The sequence below is a fragment of the Pseudomonas sp. MCal1 genome (assembly GCF_026341415.1).
GTDB lineage: Bacteria > Pseudomonadota > Gammaproteobacteria > Pseudomonadales > Pseudomonadaceae > Aquipseudomonas.
Genome location: NZ_JAKUMP010000013.1, coordinates 34,126 through 50,426 on the forward strand (window position 1 = coordinate 34,126; position 16,301 = coordinate 50,426).

At 59.2% G+C, this 16,301-nt stretch carries 11 protein-coding genes and 1 pseudogene; 10 read left to right on the forward strand and 2 right to left on the reverse strand.

From position 1 onward, the window contains the following. Positions 1 to 206 precede the first annotated feature (206 nt). Positions 207 to 1,982 carry an ABC transporter transmembrane domain-containing protein gene (locus tag MKZ87_RS21260; protein ID WP_170929777.1) on the forward strand — a complete coding sequence of 592 codons (1,776 nt, stop codon included), beginning with the start codon at positions 207 to 209 and terminating at the stop codon, positions 1,980 to 1,982. A gap of 65 nt (positions 1,983 to 2,047) precedes the next feature. Further along, a pseudogene (locus MKZ87_RS21265) lies at positions 2,048 to 3,061 on the forward strand (Fic family protein). 89 nt (positions 3,062 to 3,150) lie between these two features. On the opposite strand, the gene MKZ87_RS21270 reads toward MKZ87_RS21265, so the two are convergent. After that, positions 3,151 to 5,079 carry a transglycosylase SLT domain-containing protein gene (locus tag MKZ87_RS21270; RefSeq protein ID WP_085704548.1) on the reverse strand — a complete coding sequence of 643 codons (1,929 nt, stop codon included), beginning with the start codon at positions 5,077 to 5,079 and terminating at the stop codon, positions 3,151 to 3,153. Between the two features lie 215 nt (positions 5,080 to 5,294). On the opposite strand from MKZ87_RS21270, the gene MKZ87_RS21275 reads away from it, so the two are divergent. Continuing rightward, positions 5,295 to 7,217: an ATP-binding cassette domain-containing protein gene (locus MKZ87_RS21275; RefSeq protein WP_085704550.1), complete on the forward strand. Its 1,923-nt coding sequence runs from the start codon at positions 5,295 to 5,297 to the stop codon at positions 7,215 to 7,217. Positions 7,218 to 7,293: 76 nt separating this feature from the next. Here MKZ87_RS21275 and MKZ87_RS21280 read toward each other — a convergent pair whose 3' ends face one another. After that, positions 7,294 to 7,731, reverse strand: a complete 438-nt coding sequence (locus tag MKZ87_RS21280) for a universal stress protein (RefSeq protein WP_085700513.1) — start codon at positions 7,729 to 7,731, stop codon at positions 7,294 to 7,296. Positions 7,732 to 7,834: 103 nt separating this feature from the next. Between MKZ87_RS21280 and MKZ87_RS21285 the strand changes: the two genes are divergently transcribed. The 7 genes from MKZ87_RS21285 (at position 7,835) to MKZ87_RS21315 (ending at position 16,282) form a co-directional block, all read left to right on the forward strand. Next, the gene (locus MKZ87_RS21285; protein ID WP_085700512.1) at positions 7,835 to 8,272 is read left to right on the forward strand and encodes a hypothetical protein; all 438 of its coding nucleotides are present in this window, start codon (positions 7,835 to 7,837) and stop codon (positions 8,270 to 8,272) included. A 540-nt stretch (positions 8,273 to 8,812) separates the two neighbouring features. Continuing rightward, a complete protein-coding gene (fadB, locus tag MKZ87_RS21290) occupies positions 8,813 to 10,960 on the forward strand; it encodes a fatty acid oxidation complex subunit alpha FadB (RefSeq protein ID WP_266201934.1) in 2,148 nt (715 codons plus the stop codon). Between the two features lie 29 nt (positions 10,961 to 10,989). Continuing rightward, positions 10,990 to 12,165, forward strand: a complete 1,176-nt coding sequence (gene fadA, locus MKZ87_RS21295; RefSeq protein ID WP_085700510.1) for an acetyl-CoA C-acyltransferase FadA — start codon at positions 10,990 to 10,992, stop codon at positions 12,163 to 12,165. 99 nt (positions 12,166 to 12,264) lie between these two features. Then, entirely contained in the window at positions 12,265 to 12,501 is a 237-nt protein-coding gene (locus tag MKZ87_RS21300) for a DUF1653 domain-containing protein (protein ID WP_007953059.1), read from the forward strand. 114 nt (positions 12,502 to 12,615) lie between these two features. Continuing rightward, positions 12,616 to 15,246, forward strand: a complete 2,631-nt coding sequence (topA, locus tag MKZ87_RS21305; protein WP_007953057.1) for a type I DNA topoisomerase — start codon at positions 12,616 to 12,618, stop codon at positions 15,244 to 15,246. Between the two features lie 171 nt (positions 15,247 to 15,417). Further along, positions 15,418 to 15,942, forward strand: coding sequence for a DUF6586 family protein (locus tag MKZ87_RS21310; RefSeq protein ID WP_085700508.1), 525 nt, complete (start codon positions 15,418 to 15,420; stop codon positions 15,940 to 15,942). Between the two features lie 106 nt (positions 15,943 to 16,048). Next, positions 16,049 to 16,282, forward strand: coding sequence for a hypothetical protein (locus MKZ87_RS21315; RefSeq protein WP_007953047.1), 234 nt, complete (start codon positions 16,049 to 16,051; stop codon positions 16,280 to 16,282). Positions 16,283 to 16,301 lie beyond the last annotated feature (19 nt).

The following is a 16,301-nucleotide window of genomic DNA, read 5'->3' on the forward strand; positions in this document are numbered from 1 at the left end:
GCTGTGACAACTCCCTGCGGTCGGTCCGGAACGGCATCTCCACTCAAACAGAAATGACCGTCCGTCTCAACCCGGACCTTAGACCAATAGCCTCTAGGGGGTAGTCTTGCCGGTCATAATTAACCTGACTCATTGTGATTTGCAGAGTTCCACCCCATTTGACTCTGTAGGCCGGCCCTATCCATCAGCACACGACGTGAACCTGAATGATCCCGATGCTCTCCTCGCGCCACCGCCGGGCCCTGCGCCTGACCATTCATTTCCTTACGCCCTATCGCTGGCCGGCATTCGGCGCACTGCTCGCACTGATCGTCACGGCGGGCATCACCCTGTCGATGGGGCAGGGCATCAAGTTGCTGGTCGATCAGGGTTTCATGACCCAGTCGCCGCACTTGCTCAACCAATCCATCGGCCTGTTCATGCTGCTGGTTTTCGGCCTGGCGCTCGGCACCTTTGCGCGGTTTTATCTGGTGTCCTGGATCGGTGAGCGCGTGGTGGCGGACATCCGTCGGCAGGTGTTCAACCATCTGGTGTACCTGCATCCCGGGTTTTACGAGGACAACCGCAGCTCGGAAATCCAGTCGCGGCTGACCGCTGACACCACGTTGCTGCAATCGGTGATCGGCTCGTCGCTGTCACTGTTCCTGCGTAATTTGCTGATGGTCATTGGCGGTGTGGTGCTGCTGTTTATCACCAACGCCAAACTCACTAGCATCGTGGTGATCGCGCTGCCGCTGGTGATTGCGCCGATCCTGATCTTCGGCCGCCGCGTGCGTAACCTCTCCCGGCTGAGTCAGGACCGGATCGCTGACATTGGCAGCTACGTTTCTGAGACCCTCGGCCAGATCAAGACCGTGCAGGCCTACAACCATCAGGTGCAGGACGAACAGCGTTTCGCCAGCACCGTCGAGCAGGCGTTCGAAACCGCACGCAAACGGATTTTCCAGCGAGCCTGGCTGATCACTCTGGTCATCGTGCTGGTCCTCGGCGCCGTTGCGGTAATGTTGTGGGTCGGCGGTATGGACGTGATTGCCGGGCGGATTTCTGCGGGTGAACTGGCAGCGTTCGTTTTCTACAGCCTGATCGTCGGTAGTGCTTTTGGTACTTTGAGCGAAGTGATTGGCGAGTTGCAGCGAGCGGCCGGCGCTGCCGAGCGCATCGCCGAATTGCTGCGCTCGGAGAACATCATCCAGCCACCGACCACGGGATTGGTGACGCTGCCGGAGCGGGTCAAAGGTGAGCTGGAACTGCAGGATGTGCGTTTTTCCTACCCTTCGCGTCCCGAAAACCTTGCCGTCGATGGCTTGAGTCTGACGATCAACGCCGGCGAAACCCTCGCCCTCGTGGGCCCGTCCGGCGCGGGCAAGTCCACGGTGTATGACTTGCTGCTGCGTTTCTACGATCCCCGGGAAGGACGGATCCTGATTGACGGCGTGCCGCTGACGAGCCTTGATCCGCTGGACCTGCGTCGCTGCTTCGCGCTGGTCTCGCAAACCCCGGCGCTGTTCTTCGGCAGTGTTGAAGAGAACATCCGTTACGGCTGCCCGACCGCCACGCTGGAGCAGGTCCAAGAAGCTGCGAAAATCGCTTATGCCCACGACTTCATCGAACAAATGCCCGACGGTTACCAGACCCATCTGGGTGACGGCGGCCTCGGCCTGTCAGGCGGACAACGCCAGCGTCTGGCCATCGCCCGGGCGCTGCTGGTCGACGCGCCGATCCTGCTGCTCGACGAAGCCACCAGCGCCCTCGATGCCCAGAGCGAACATCTGATCCAGCAAGCGCTGCCGAGCCTGATGCAAAACCGCACCACACTGGTCATCGCCCACCGGTTGGCCACAGTGAAAAACGCCGATCGGATCGCGGTGATGGATCAGGGAAAACTGGTGGCGATCGGCACGCATCAGGAGTTGATTGCCAGTAATCCGCTGTATGCGCGGTTGGCGGCGTTGCAGTTCAGTGATGGTCAGAAAACACATTGAATAAGGCTGCCAAGCTCGATGGCATCGGGCACTATGGCGAACATTGAGATGCCTTCGGAAGGGATATGAGCCGCTACCAGCCCCCATTGACCCTGACGCCTCGAATGCTCGGACTGATCGCGGAGATCAGTGAGCAGATCGGTCGGCTTTCGGCTGCCGACAGCGGGCGACAGACACCCCAGTTGCGTCGTGGGAATCGTATTCGAACGATCCAGGCTTCTCTGGCAATTGAAAACAACACGCTCAGCGTCGAGCAGGTGACTGCTGTATTGGCCGGGCAACGGGTGCTGGGTTTGCCTCGAGAAATTCAGGAAGTGCGCAATGCTTTTGCCGCTTATGAATGCCTGATTGACTGGAAACCCGGTAATCGATCCGATTTGCTGCGCGCTCACGAGCTTTTGATGCAGGGGCTGATTGACGAGAGTGGGCGCTTTCGGCGAGCAGGTGTCGGTATCTATCGAGGTGAGCAACTGGTCCACATGGCGCCGCCGCCGAGCCGGATTGCCCAATTGGTGGACGACTTGCTGGCGTGGCTCGATGCTTCGGACTGGCATCCGTTGATTACCAGTTGTGTTTTCCACTATGAGTTCGAGTTCATCCATCCTTTCGCTAATGGCAACGGGCGAATGGGACGGCTCTGGCAAACGTTGATCCTCAGCCAGTGGCGGCCGGTGTTGGCGTATTTGCCCGTTGAGGCGGTGATTCGTGAGCAGCAGGATGATTACTATGCGGCGTTGTCGGCCGCTGACCGACTGGCAGAGTCAACACCGTTCGTGGAGTACATGTTGAATGCGTTGAATCTGGCGTTGCGTGAGGCTATCGAAAGCGAGCCTTCTACCGACCTAGTAAGCGACCCAGTAGCGAAGCTCTTGCGTGTTCTTCGAGGTCGGTCACTGAGAATCAGCTAGTTGATGGCTGAAATGGACTTGTTGCACAAGGCAACCTTCCGGGCCAACTACCTTAATCCTGCGCTGGCCGATGGAATGATTGAAATGACAGTTCCCGAAACGCCAAACAGTCCGACACAAAAGTATCGATTGACCGATCTTGGCAGCGCGGCAGTTGCAAAGTTGATGTGACGGAAGGTTCAAAGGCGCAATAAAAATGCCCGCATCTCTCGATGCGGGCATTTTTGTTTACGTTGATCTATCGGCGATACGAGCTTCAATCACTGATCGTCGAAATACCGCTCATGCCAATCCACCAGCGGTTGCGGCGAGTTGAGTTTCTGACCGTATATCACCGAGTAGGACAGCACGTTCTGCACGTACTGGCGGGTTTCGTCGAACGGGATGCTTTCCACCCACACATCGAAGCTCAGGTGGTCGGCACCGCGCAGCCACTGACGCACGCGGCCGGGGCCGGCGTTGTAGGCGGCGGAGGCGAGCACGCGGTTGCCGTTGAACTGGCTGTGCACCTGGCTCAGGTAGGCGGCGCCGAGCTGGATGTTTTTATCCGGATCGAGCACCTGCTGCGGCGAGGCCAATGGAATGCTGAACTTGCGCGCGGTTTCCTTGGCGGTGCCGGGCATCAGTTGCATCAGGCCGCTGGCGCCGACGCTGGAACGGGCATCGTCCATGAACGCACTTTCCTGACGGGTGATGGCGAATACCCAGCTGGAATGCAGGCCGCGCACCTTGGCTTCGCGTACCAGGGTGTCGCGGTGGGCCATCGGGAAACGGATGTCCAGGTCGTCCCAGTACTGCGCCTGACTGATGGTGCGGATGGCCGGGAAGTACCATTTCAGGTCGTAGGCCAGTTTGGCCTGGGCGACCATTTCGTCACGGTTGAAATGCCGGCTGACGTGGTACCACTCGCGACGTCCGTCGACGATCTGCCCACGGGCGTGGAACTCCAGTGCGCGGCGCACGCCGGGGGTGTTGCGCACCTTGTTGATCAGCGCCTGACTGAGCACCAGCGGTTTGTTGTTCAGCGAATACGGCGATTGCGAGCGGTCGGCGGCGAGGAAGCCGTAGAAATCACGCTCCCGCGACAGATTCTTGTACAGCGTCTGCGCTTCCGGGTTTTTCGGTTGCGCCAGTTCCAGACTGCGGGCCTGCCAGTAACGCCAGCGGTTGGTGGTGGCCAGATCCTGCGGTAGACGGCGGGTCAGTTGATAGGCGTCGTCCCAGCGCGCCAGACGCAGCAGCAGGCGCAGGCGCCATTCGGACACGGTGTTGTCGCGCAGTTCCGGGTCGTACTTGGTCATCACATCCAGCGCGCGGCTGTCGAAGCGGCGGGCCAGAGTCAGACCGATTTCCCGTGCGATCGCGACTTTTTCATCGCGGGAGAAATGCATGCTGCTGGCATATCCGTCGAGCAGGGCCATGGCCTTGTCCGGGTCCTGGCGCGCGAGGCGGCGCAGGCCGAGGCTGACCACGTCCGACATCGGCTCATCGGCTGGCGTGAATCTCGACGGCTGGTTGAGCAGTTCCGGTTTTTGCGCCACATCCACCAGCAGGCGGCCACGCGGGGCGAGGGTGGTCAGGCCGTTGACCAGGCTGTTGGCCAGCGGATAGTTGCGGTGCTGGGCGGCGAGTTTGGCGCGTTCCCAGCGTTTCTGCTCGGTCAGCTGACCTTCGGCGGCCCACATGCCAAACAACGCATCGCAGGCGGCGGGTTGGGATTTGCCGGTCAGCCACAGCTTCTCGGCGTTGGCATAGCCCTCGGCCTTCTTGTCGTGGCTGATCTGGTACTGCGCGTTCAGGCAGTCCAGTTCGGTGAAATTCAGTTTGGGGTCGTAATACTTGACGAACGTCGCCCAGTCGCCGCGATCGGCCAGCCAACGCAGCCAGCGCAACTTCATCCAGTTGGCTTGGGGCAGGTCACCGTGTTCGGCCAGGAATTTTTCGATCTCCGCGTTGCTGGCGGTTTTCAGCCGGGCGGTCAGCTCGTCATAAGCCAGGTATGGCTCCAGCGGATAGTCGGCCAGAGCCTGGCTGTAACGGAAATACGGGCCGGTGTCGCCCTTGGCGAGGGCGCGCTTGGCTTCATCGTAATACTGGCGTTGGGTGGACAGGTCCACCGCCTGGGCGGATTGAACGGCAGCGGCGGAAAGCAGCAAACATGACAAAACACTGAAGAGGCGACTGCGCATGAGACATCCGGGCAGAGAAATCATGACAAGTGCCGGCCCTAAACCTGCACTGAATTGCCTGTAGCTTAGCCTTTTGCCAGCAAGGGGCGAAAGCTTTGCCGGCCTTGCAGCACAAGTTCGCAACAATTGTTGTGCAGAGTGCGTCAGCGGCGAAATTGCCGGCCTGCTCGGGTCCCGATTCAGGTAGAATGCGCGCCCGGTTTTTGGAGAAGCTCATGACCCTGCTCAAATTCAGCGATGTGTCCCTTGCATTCGGCGCGATGCCGTTGTTGGACAAGGTGTCCTGGCAGATCGCCCGTGGTGAGCGGGTGTGCATCATCGGCCGCAACGGCACTGGCAAATCCAGCATGATGAAACTGGTCAAGGGCGACCAGAAGCCCGATGACGGCTCGGTGTGGCGTGCCCCCGGTCTTAAAATCGGTGAATTGCCGCAGGAATTGCCGGTGGCCGACGAGCGGACAGTGTTCGATGTGGTGGCCGAAGGCCTCGACGGCGTGGGTGCACTGCTTGCCGAATACCATCATCTGAGCCAGAACATCGTCACCGACGCTGATCTGGAAAAACTGATGCACGTCCAGCACGATCTCGAAGCCCGTGACGGCTGGCGCCTGCAGACCCTGGTCGACAGCACCCTGAGCCGTTTGCAACTGCCGGCCGACAAGACCCTCGCCGAGTTGTCCGGCGGCTGGCGTCGTCGCGTGCTGCTGGCGCAGGCGCTGGTGTCCGAGCCGGATCTGCTGCTGCTCGACGAACCGACCAACCACCTGGACATCGGTGCGATCGCCTGGCTCGAAGAAGCGCTGAAGGATTTCCAGGGCGCCGTACTGTTCATCACGCACGACCGTTCCTTCCTGCAAAACCTTGCTACCCGCATCCTCGAACTGGATCGCGGTGGCCTGATCGACTGGAACGGCGACTACGCCAGTTTCCTGGTGCACAAGGAAGCCGAGCTGGCCGCTGAAGAAACCGCCAACGCGCTGTTCGACAAGCGTCTGGCTCAGGAAGAAGTATGGATTCGTCAGGGCATCAAGGCCCGTCGTACCCGTAACGAAGGCCGCGTGCGTGCGCTGAAGGCCCTGCGTGTCGAACGCAGCGAGCGACGTGAGCGCACCGGCAAGGCCAACATCCAGCTCGAAACAGCGGAGAAGTCCGGCAAGCAGGTGATGGTGCTGGATAACGTGAGCTTCGCCCACCCGGGCGGTCCGTTCCTGATCCGCGATTTCTCCATGGTGCTGCAGCGCGGCGATCGCATCGGCCTGCTCGGCGCCAACGGCACCGGCAAGACCACCCTGCTGAAACTGATGCTCAGCGGTCTGCAACCGACCAGCGGCAAAGTGGAGGAGGGCACCAAGATCGACGTGGCCTACTTCGACCAGTTGCGCCATCAGCTGGATCTGGAAAAAACCGTGGTCGACAACGTCGCCGAAGGTCGCGATTTCATCGATATCAATGGCCAGAGCCGCCACGTGCTGAGCTATCTCGGCGACTTCCTCTTCAGCCCGCAGCGTGCCCGCACGCCGGTGAAGGCGTTGTCCGGTGGCGAGCGTGCGCGTCTTTTGCTGGCCAAACTGTTCAGCAAGCCGGCGAACCTGCTGGTACTCGACGAACCGACCAACGACCTCGACGTGGAAACCCTCGAGTTGCTCGAAGAGGTGCTGCTGACTTTCAACGGCACCGTACTGATGGTCAGCCACGACCGGGCATTCCTCGACAACGTAGTGACCAGCACCCTGGTCTTCGAAGGCGAGGGCAAGGTTCGCGAATACGTCGGTGGCTATCAGGACTGGATCCGTCAGGGCGGTTCGCCGCGCCTGCTGGGCGTGACCGAAAGCAAATCCGGCAAGGCCGACCTGAACTCGGCGGTAGTCACTGCCGAACCGGCTCCGGTTGCCGCACCGGTTGCTGCGGCTCCTGCTGCGAAGAAGAAGCTGAGCTACAAGCTTCAGCGCGAGCTGGAAGCCTTGCCGGGAGACATCGACGCCAAGGAGCAGCAGATTGCTGCTGTTGAGGCTGAAATGGCTGAAGCTGGCTTCTACCAGCGCCCGCCAGCCGAGACGGCCAAGGTGATTGCCTCCCTGGAGCAGATGCAGGCTGAGCTGGATGCGCTGGTGGAGCGTTGGGCCGAGCTGGACGCCTGATTGTTTCCAGGCATTAAAAAGCCCGGCGTCCAGTGATGGGCGCCGGGCTTTTTTGGTTTTTCATAAGTGAGTGGGATCAGCGTTTGACCAGATGCACCGCCAGCACGTCGCAAGGTGCGCCGTGCAGCACGTCATTGGCGGTCGAACCCAGCAGCAGTGCCAGACCGTGTCGGCCGTGGCTGCCGACCACGATCAGGTCGCAGCCCTGTTCCTTGGCGAAGTGGTGGATCTCCTGGCGCGGCTGGCCGTAGGTCAGGTGGCAGTTGGCGCCTTCGAGCTCGGTGTACTTGTGTTTCAGGCGTTCCAGGCGTTCCTTGGCTTGATCGAACTGCTGTTGTTGCAGTTGTGACAGATCCATCGGCACGTCGCCACCAAAGGCCATGGCCATCGGTTCGACGATATGCACCAGCGACAGCTTGGCGCCATTGCTCACCGACAGCTCTCGGGCGCGGTGGATCACAGGGTCGCACTCTTCGGTCAGATCTACGGCGACCAGAATATGGTGGTAGGGCATGAGGTGCTCCTCGTGAGGGATCAATATTGTTAAGTATGGCTGGTTTCAAGCGCATTGGTTCCAAAGTGACGCAATGGGCTCGTTCAAATTCGGGAGTAGAGATATGACGGTCTGGCTGGTGGTGTCAATCCTGCTGGTGGTGTTGAGTCCGCTGGCGTGGTTGCGTCCGTCCCGTGCACAAAGTGGACGGATAGCCTTGCGCACGGAGGCCCGACGTATCGGGCTGGCCATGCAACTGGCGCCGCAGGAGTGGCCACATTGGCTGAGCCAGGAGCCGCCAAACCCGTGTGCGCAATACCATCGGCCACGGCGCGGCAAGCAGCCGGTGTGCTGGACCTATTGGCAGAAATCTCCGGGCGTGTGGGTCAATCAGTGGCAGGAAGTCTGTGAAGATCCGCTGCTGATGAATCATTTCGAAAAATTGCCGGGCAACGTTTTCAAGGTCGAAGCCGACAAGCAGATGATTGCGCTCTATTGGGGCGAGAAGGGTGACGCGTCGGTTTTGCTGGAAATCGATGCAACGCTCAAAGCGCTGGCATGACTCGCGGACTTTTCGCGCTGCAACGGTGCGAAACGTCTGGCAGACGCGCAATAAAAAGCCCGACATGATTCATCGGGCGGGGTTGGCCAGGCAGGCCGGAAATTCTTTTTGGCGTTGATCCGGTGTGATCCGGTCAGCAAACGTGCGCCTGTTTTCCTTCGTAGTCCAGCCAGCGTAGCCTGTTAAACAAGGCTTGCGGTGAATTAGGGCGAATTTTCTAACTATTAATCTTATGAATGCCCTCACATGCGAGCGTGTGTGGCCGGGCTGCGTCCTACGGAAATGACCGCAAAGTCGCATTTCAACCCGTATTTTGGGCGATTGACAATTGTCGGAAATTCCGTGAAGGTGGCGTACCCAAATCAAACGGGCGTATGAATTGAGCGTTTGTATTGCAGACTGCTCCTACAGAATCCCGACTATCGCGTTGGCGGGTGTGCCGGGTGGATGGGTGTCAGCATCGACGAGAAAACGTCCTGCCGAGCCATTTGCCTGCGTCCGACGTGTACTGTTCAGCTTCCATATCGTGGAGATCAGTTGATGATTTACGAAGGTAAAGCCATCACGGTTAAAGCTCTTGAAAGTGGCATCGTCGAATTGAAATTCGACCTCAAGGGTGAGTCCGTCAACAAGTTCAACCGTCTTACCCTGAACGAACTGCGTCAGGCCGTAGACACCATCAAGGCAGATGCTTCGATCAAGGGCGTGATCGTCAGCAGTGGCAAGGACGTGTTCATCGTCGGCGCCGACATCACCGAATTTGTCGACAACTTCAAGCTGCCGGATGCCGAGCTGGTTGCTGGCAATCTCGAAGCCAACAAGATCTTCAGCGATTTCGAAGACCTCAACGTTCCGACCGTAGCCGCGATCAACGGCATCGCCCTGGGTGGCGGTCTGGAAATGTGCCTGGCAGCGGACTACCGCGTCATGTCGACCAAGGCCAAGATCGGTCTGCCGGAAGTCAAGCTGGGCATCTACCCGGGCTTCGGTGGTACCGTTCGTCTGCCGCGCCTGATCGGTGCCGACAACGCCATCGAGTGGATTGCCGCCGGCAAGGAAAACCGTCCTGAGGACGCGCTGAAGGTCGGCGCCGTCGATGCCGTGGTTGCTCCTGAAAAACTGCACGATGCCGCCTTTGAGCTGATCAAGCGCGCCGTCTCCGGCGAGTTCGACTTTAAGGCCAAGCGCCAGCCTAAGCTGGAAAAGCTCAAGCTGAACGCCATTGAACAAATGATGGCCTTCGAAACTGCCAAAGGTTTCGTGGCTGGCCAGGCGGGTCCGAACTACCCGGCCCCGGTTGAAGCGATCAAGACCATCCAGAAAGCCGCGAACTTCGGCCGCGACAAGGCGCTGGAAGTCGAAGCAGCAGGTTTCGTGAAGCTGGCCAAGACCTCTGCCGCGCAGAGTTTGATCGGTCTGTTCCTGAACGATCAGGAGCTGAAGAAAAAGGCCAAGGCCTACGACGAAATCGCCAAGGACGTGAAGCAGGCTGCCGTACTGGGCGCCGGCATCATGGGTGGCGGTATCGCCTATCAGTCGGCTTCCAAAGGTACGCCGATCCTGATGAAGGACATCAACGAGCACGGCATCGAGCAAGGTCTGGCTGAAGCCGCCAAGCTGCTGGTTGGCCGCGTTGATAAAGGCCGCATGACCGCCGCGAAAATGGCTGAAGTGCTCAACGGCATTCGTCCGACCCTGTCCTACGGCGATTTCGGGCACGTCGACCTGGTTGTTGAAGCCGTGGTCGAGAATCCGAAGGTCAAGCAAGCCGTTCTGGCGGAAGTCGAAGAGAAGGTCAAAGAGGACACCATCCTCGCGTCCAACACCTCGACCATTTCCATCAGCCTGCTGGCCAAGGCGCTCAAGCGTCCGGAAAACTTCGTCGGCATGCACTTCTTCAACCCGGTGCACATGATGCCGCTGGTGGAAGTGATCCGCGGCGAGAAGTCCAGCGAGCAGGCGATTGCCACCACCGTTGCCTACGCCAAGAAAATGGGCAAGAACCCGATCGTCGTCAACGACTGCCCGGGCTTCCTGGTCAACCGCGTACTGTTCCCGTACTTTGGTGGTTTCGCCAAGCTGGTCAGCGCCGGTGTGGACTTCGTCCGTATCGACAAGATCATGGAAAAATTCGGCTGGCCGATGGGCCCGGCGTACCTGATGGACGTGGTCGGCATCGACACCGGTCACCATGGTCGTGACGTGATGGCCGAAGGCTTCCCGGATCGCATGAAGGACGACCGTCGCTCGGCCATCGACGTGCTTTACGAAGCCAAGCGTCTGGGCCAGAAGAACGGCAAGGGCTTCTATGCCTACGAGGCCGACAAGAAAGGCAAGCAGAAGAAAGTCGCCGATCCGTCGGTGCTGGAAGTGCTCAAGCCGATCATCTACGAGCAGCGAGAAGTCACTGACGAAGACATCATCAACTGGATGATGATCCCGCTGTGCCTGGAAACCGTGCGTTGCCTGGAAGACGGCATCGTCGAAACCGCCGCCGAAGCCGACATGGGTCTGGTTTACGGTATTGGTTTCCCTCCATTCCGTGGCGGTGCGCTGCGCTACATCGACTCGATCGGTGTTGCCGAGTTCGTTGCCCTGGCCGACCAGTACGCTGATTTGGGCGCGCTGTACCACCCGACCGCGAAGCTGCGCGAAATGGCCAAGAACGGCCAGAGCTTCTTCGGTTAAGCGCCCCCAACTAGAGTGAGAGTGAACTTATGAGCTTGAATCCTAGAGACGTCGTGATTGTCGACTTCGGTCGTACTCCGATGGGCCGCTCCAAGGGCGGCATGCACCGCAACACCCGCGCTGAAGACATGTCGGCGCACCTGATCAGCAAGCTGCTGGAACGCAACACCAAGGTCGATCCTGCAGAAGTCGAGGACGTGATCTGGGGCTGTGTGAACCAGACCCTGGAGCAGGGCTGGAACATCGCGCGCATGGCGTCGCTGATGACCCAGATCCCGCACACTTCGGCCGGCCAGACCGTCAGCCGTCTGTGTGGGTCGTCGATGAGCGCCCTGCACACCGCTGCGCAAGCGATCATGACCGGCAACGGTGACGTTTTCGTGGTTGGCGGCGTCGAGCATATGGGTCACGTGAGCATGATGCACGGTGTCGATCCGAACCCGCACATGTCCCTGTACGCGGCGAAAGCCTCGGGCATGATGGGCCTGACCGCCGAAATGCTGGGCAAAATGCACGGCATCACTCGCGAACAGCAGGACGCCTTTGGCGTGCGTTCCCATCAGTTGGCCCACAAGGCGACTGTGGAAGGCAAGTTCAAGGACGAAATCATCCCGATGCAGGGTTACGACGAGAACGGTTTCCTGAAAACCTTCGACTACGACGAAACCATTCGTCCGGAAACCACCCTGGAAAGTCTGGCGGCTCTCAAGCCGGCGTTCAATCCAAAGGGCGGCACCGTGACTGCTGGTACTTCATCGCAGATCACCGATGGTGCTTCGTGCATGATCGTGATGTCGGCACAGCGTGCACAGGACCTGGGCATCCAGCCTATGGCGGTGATTCGTTCGATGGCGGTAGCTGGTGTCGACCCGGCCATCATGGGTTATGGTCCGGTACCGGCAACTCAGAAAGCACTGAAACGTGCGGGCCTGGGTATCAACGATATCGACTTCTTCGAGCTCAACGAAGCGTTTGCCGCACAGGCCCTGCCAGTGCTGAAAGACCTGAAAGTGCTCGACAAGATGAATGAGAAGGTTAACCTGCACGGCGGCGCGATCGCCCTGGGTCATCCGTTCGGTTGCTCCGGTGCCCGTATTTCCGGCACCTTGCTGAATGTGATGAAGCAGAATGGCGGCACCTTCGGGGTGTCCACCATGTGCATTGGCCTCGGCCAGGGCATTTCCACCGTCTTCGAACGCGTTTAAGCGTCTCGTCGATGGAAGCCGGGGCCAAGTGCCCCGGTTTTTGTTTTTGCGGATTTATTTTTGTTTTTATTTTGAAAAAATTTGAGTGAGGGCCGAAGCATGCCGATACAACCTGGGCTCTACCAACATTACAAAGGTCCGCAGTACCGCGTATTCAGTGTCGCGCGGCATTCCGAGACCGAAGAAGAAGTGGTCTTTTACCAAGCCCTGTATGGCGATTACGGCTTCTGGGTACGTCCCTTGAGCATGTTCCTGGAGTCGGTCGAGGTTGACGGGGAGCAGGTCCCACGCTTTGCTTTGGTGCAAGCCGAACCGAGCCTTTTTTCGAAGCCGTAAGGCGAGTGCGCGCAAAACCCTGCGCTTGACCTCACCTTGTAGCCACTATATATAGCGGTGCCGCGTCAGGCGCCAACCGCCTTTCACTTCTAGAATTCAGGAATTTTCTGATCCATGGGCAAATCGCTGGTCATTGTGGAATCCCCGGCTAAGGCCAAGACCATCAACAAGTATCTGGGCAACCAATACGTGGTGAAGTCGAGTATCGGCCATATCCGAGACCTGCCCACCAGCGGTTCGGCTAGCGCCAGCAAGGAGCCAGCCGCCAAGCGCGGCAAGGCTGCTGCGGGCGAAGCGCCAGCGCTGTCGCCGAAAGAGAAGGCACGCAAGCAGCTGGTCTCGCGCATGGGCGTCGATCCCGAGCACGGCTGGAAAGCCAAGTACGAGATCCTCCCGGGCAAGGAAAAAGTCATCGAAGAGCTGCGCCGGCTCGCCAAGGATGCTGACACCATCTATCTCGCAACCGACTTGGATCGCGAGGGGGAAGCCATTGCCTGGCACCTGCGCGAAGCCATCGGTGGTGATGACAGCCGCTACAAGCGTGTGGTGTTCAACGAAATCACCAAGAAGGCGATTCAGGAAGCCTTCTCGGAGCCGGGCGAACTCGACATCGATCGAGTGAATGCACAGCAGGCTCGTCGCTTCCTCGACCGCGTCGTCGGCTACATGGTCTCGCCGCTGTTGTGGGCGAAGATCGCCCGTGGCCTGTCCGCCGGTCGCGTGCAATCGGTTGCCGTGAAACTGGTGGTCGAGCGTGAGCGTGAGATCCGCGCGTTCAACCCGGAAGAGTACTGGGAAGTACATGCCGACCTTGGCACTGCCAAAGGTTCGACCGTGCGTTTCGAAGTCGCTCGCGAGAAAGGCGAAGCCTTCAAGCCGTTGAACGAAGCGCAGGCGACGGCCGCGCTGGAGAAGCTCAAGTCCTCGAGCTACAGCATCGTCAAGCGTGAAGACAAACCGACCAGCAGCAAGCCGTCGGCACCGTTCATTACTTCCACACTGCAGCAGGCCGCGAGCAATCGGCTGGGCTTCGGTGTGAAGAAAACCATGATGATGGCCCAGCGTCTCTACGAAGCCGGCTACATCACCTATATGCGTACCGACTCGACCAACCTCTCGGCCGATGCCGTGGCGATGGCGCGCGATTACATCGAAACCGAGTTCGGCAAGAAATACCTGCCGGAGTCGCCGAACGTCTACAGCAGCAAGGAAGGCGCACAAGAGGCTCACGAAGCGATTCGTCCATCTGACGCCAACACCACGCCAGCCAAGCTGGCCGGCATGGAGCGCGACGCTGAGCGCCTTTACGAGCTGATCTGGCGCCAGTTCCTGGCTTGCCAGATGCTGCCGGCGCAATACCTGTCGACCACCGTCAGCGTCGCTGCCGGCGACTTCGAGCTGCGCGCCAAGGGCCGCATTCTGAAGTTCGATGGTTACACCCGCGTGCTGCCGCAAATCACCAAGCCTGGTGACGATGACGTTCTGCCGGACATGGCGCAGGGCGACGTGATGAAGCTGATCAAGCTCGATCCGTCCCAGCACTTCACCAAGCCGCCGGCCCGTTATTCGGAAGCCAGCCTGGTGAAGGAAATGGAAAAGCGCGGCATCGGTCGTCCTTCGACTTACGCAGCGATCATCTCGACCATTCAGGATCGCGGCTATGTGACCCTGCACAACCGTCGTTTCTATTCGGAAAAGATGGGCGATATCGTTACCGAGCGTCTGTCTGAAAGCTTCTCGAACCTCATGGACTACGGTTTCACCGCCGGCATGGAAGAGAACCTCGATGACGTGGCGCAGGGCGAGCGCGATTGGAAGAACGTGCTGGACGAGTTCTACGGCGACTTCAAGAAAAAACTTGAAGTGGCGGAGAATCCGGAAGCCGGCATGCGTGCCAACCAGCCGGTGATGACCGATATTCCGTGCACCACCTGCGGCCGTCCGATGCAGATTCGTACTGCGTCGACTGGCGTGTTCCTCGGCTGCTCGGGTTACAGCCTGCCGCCGAAAGAGCGCTGCAAGGCCACCGTCAACCTGGTGCCGGGCGATGAAATCGCTGCGGATGACGAGGGTGAGTCGGAATCCCTGGTACTGCGCGGCAAGCATCGTTGCCCGATCTGCAGTACAGCAATGGACGCCTACCTGCTCGACGAGAAACGCAAGCTGCACATCTGCGGTAACAACCCGGATTGCGCCGGCTACGAAATCGAAGAAGGCAGCTATCGCATCAAGGGCTACGAAGGCCCGAGCCTGGAATGCGACAAGTGCGGCAGCGAGATGCAGCTCAAGACCGGCCGTTTCGGCAAGTTCTTCGGTTGTACCAACCCGACGTGCAAGAACACCCGCAAACTGCTGAAAAGCGGTGATGCGGCGCCGCCGAAGATGGATCCGGTGAAGATGCCCGAGCTGAAATGCGAGAAGGTCAATGACACCTACATTCTGCGCGACGGTGCGTCCGGCCTGTTCCTGGCGGCCAGCCAGTTCCCGAAAAACCGCGAGACCCGTGCTCCGCTGGTGATCGAGATTCTGCCGCACAAGGACGAAATCGATCCGAAGTACCACTTCCTGTGCGAAGCGCCGCAGAAGGATCCGGATGGCTTGCCAGCCGTGATCCGCTACAGCCGCAAGACCAAGGAACAATACGTTCAGACCGAAGTCGACGGCAAGCCAACAGGCTGGAAAGCGTTCTTCGATGGTGGCAAGTGGACGGTCGAAGACAAGCGTCCGGCAAAAGCCAAGGCTTGAGCAAACGCTGAACTGAAGGTGCGCTGATCGGGCATCTTCAATTCAAAAGGCCGCATGACAACCTTCGGGTTTTCATGCGGCCTTTTTGTTTAATGCTTGCGGTCGGATCGGCTGATCCATGACACTGTCCGGCCTGTGTGAAGCAATTATTTCGTTGTGGAGAGTGCCGACATGGCCCACGAACTCTATACCCGTACCAATCAGAAGATCTATTTCGCGGGTTTGTCGCTGGAAGCGCTGGCCAGGGCCGAAGAGGGGCGGGCGATGAATTCGCTGGCGCTGATTCAGGCCGGGCGCGAGTCCGCACTGTTTCATCTCTATGGTGCATTGTTGGGGTTGTGTCATGAAATCGCGGGCTTCTATCGTCTGCCGCAAGCCAATGCGTCGCGGGCGGAAGCCTTGTTGACCCGTGAAGTGCTGGAGTCGATTGCCATCCCTGAGCTGGCAGAGATGATTGAGCTGGCAAGCAATTCAGAGACCTGGCTGGCTAAATTGCTGGCTGCGCACTCGGCGCTGTTTCAGCCTCCTCGGGTTCCACATAAACCGAAAGGTGATGTGACGCAGCCGTTGATTCAGGCGGTGAGTCTGGATGAGGAAGAGGCAGTTGAAGAGCTGAGCCGCGAAGAGCTCGAGAGCTGGCGGCAGAACCTCAAGGGGCTGGCGATCCGCTTCCGTGAAGGCTTGAACGAGTGCTGAGGGGCTCTGGACTGGCGGCGACGAGAGGCGTGCTGCTGGTCAAGATCCCGAGCGAAGCCTGAATGATGTCTATATAATCCCTGCCTTTCGTGGAGAACAGACCTATATGCCAACGTCCTTTCTAGAAATTGTCGAGCTACCAGACGGCCGAATCGAACTGCGCAGGGCTGAGGACGAGGGTTCTCTGGTGACTCTGGATTTCTCCGAGGATGCCAAGGCGTTTCTGCAGGGCCAGCACGTTGAAATTGCCAAGGCGATGTTGAGCGTCGGTGTGCAAATGGCGGGGCGTATGGTTGAAGGCGAATTCGACAAGGATGAGGGACCGCGCGTTCTTCACTGATCTGCTGTCTGTCAGTTAC

Bases quoted from the DNA above. Each gene is read 5' to 3' on its own strand.
- MKZ87_RS21260 (WP_170929777.1), top strand. From the start codon at position 207: ATGATCCCGATGCTCTCCTCGCGCCACCGCCGGGCCCTGCGCCTGACC.
- MKZ87_RS21270 (WP_085704548.1), bottom strand. From the start codon at position 5,079: ATGCGCAGTCGCCTCTTCAGTGTTTTGTCATGTTTGCTGCTTTCCGCC.
- MKZ87_RS21275 (WP_085704550.1), top strand. From the start codon at position 5,295: ATGACCCTGCTCAAATTCAGCGATGTGTCCCTTGCATTCGGCGCGATG.
- MKZ87_RS21280 (WP_085700513.1), bottom strand. From the start codon at position 7,731: ATGCCCTACCACCATATTCTGGTCGCCGTAGATCTGACCGAAGAGTGC.
- MKZ87_RS21285 (WP_085700512.1), top strand. From the start codon at position 7,835: ATGACGGTCTGGCTGGTGGTGTCAATCCTGCTGGTGGTGTTGAGTCCG.
- fadB (WP_266201934.1), top strand. From the start codon at position 8,813: ATGATTTACGAAGGTAAAGCCATCACGGTTAAAGCTCTTGAAAGTGGC.
- fadA (WP_085700510.1), top strand. From the start codon at position 10,990: ATGAGCTTGAATCCTAGAGACGTCGTGATTGTCGACTTCGGTCGTACT.
- MKZ87_RS21300 (WP_007953059.1), top strand. From the start codon at position 12,265: ATGCCGATACAACCTGGGCTCTACCAACATTACAAAGGTCCGCAGTAC.
- topA (WP_007953057.1), top strand. From the start codon at position 12,616: ATGGGCAAATCGCTGGTCATTGTGGAATCCCCGGCTAAGGCCAAGACC.
- MKZ87_RS21310 (WP_085700508.1), top strand. From the start codon at position 15,418: ATGGCCCACGAACTCTATACCCGTACCAATCAGAAGATCTATTTCGCG.
- MKZ87_RS21315 (WP_007953047.1), top strand. From the start codon at position 16,049: ATGCCAACGTCCTTTCTAGAAATTGTCGAGCTACCAGACGGCCGAATC.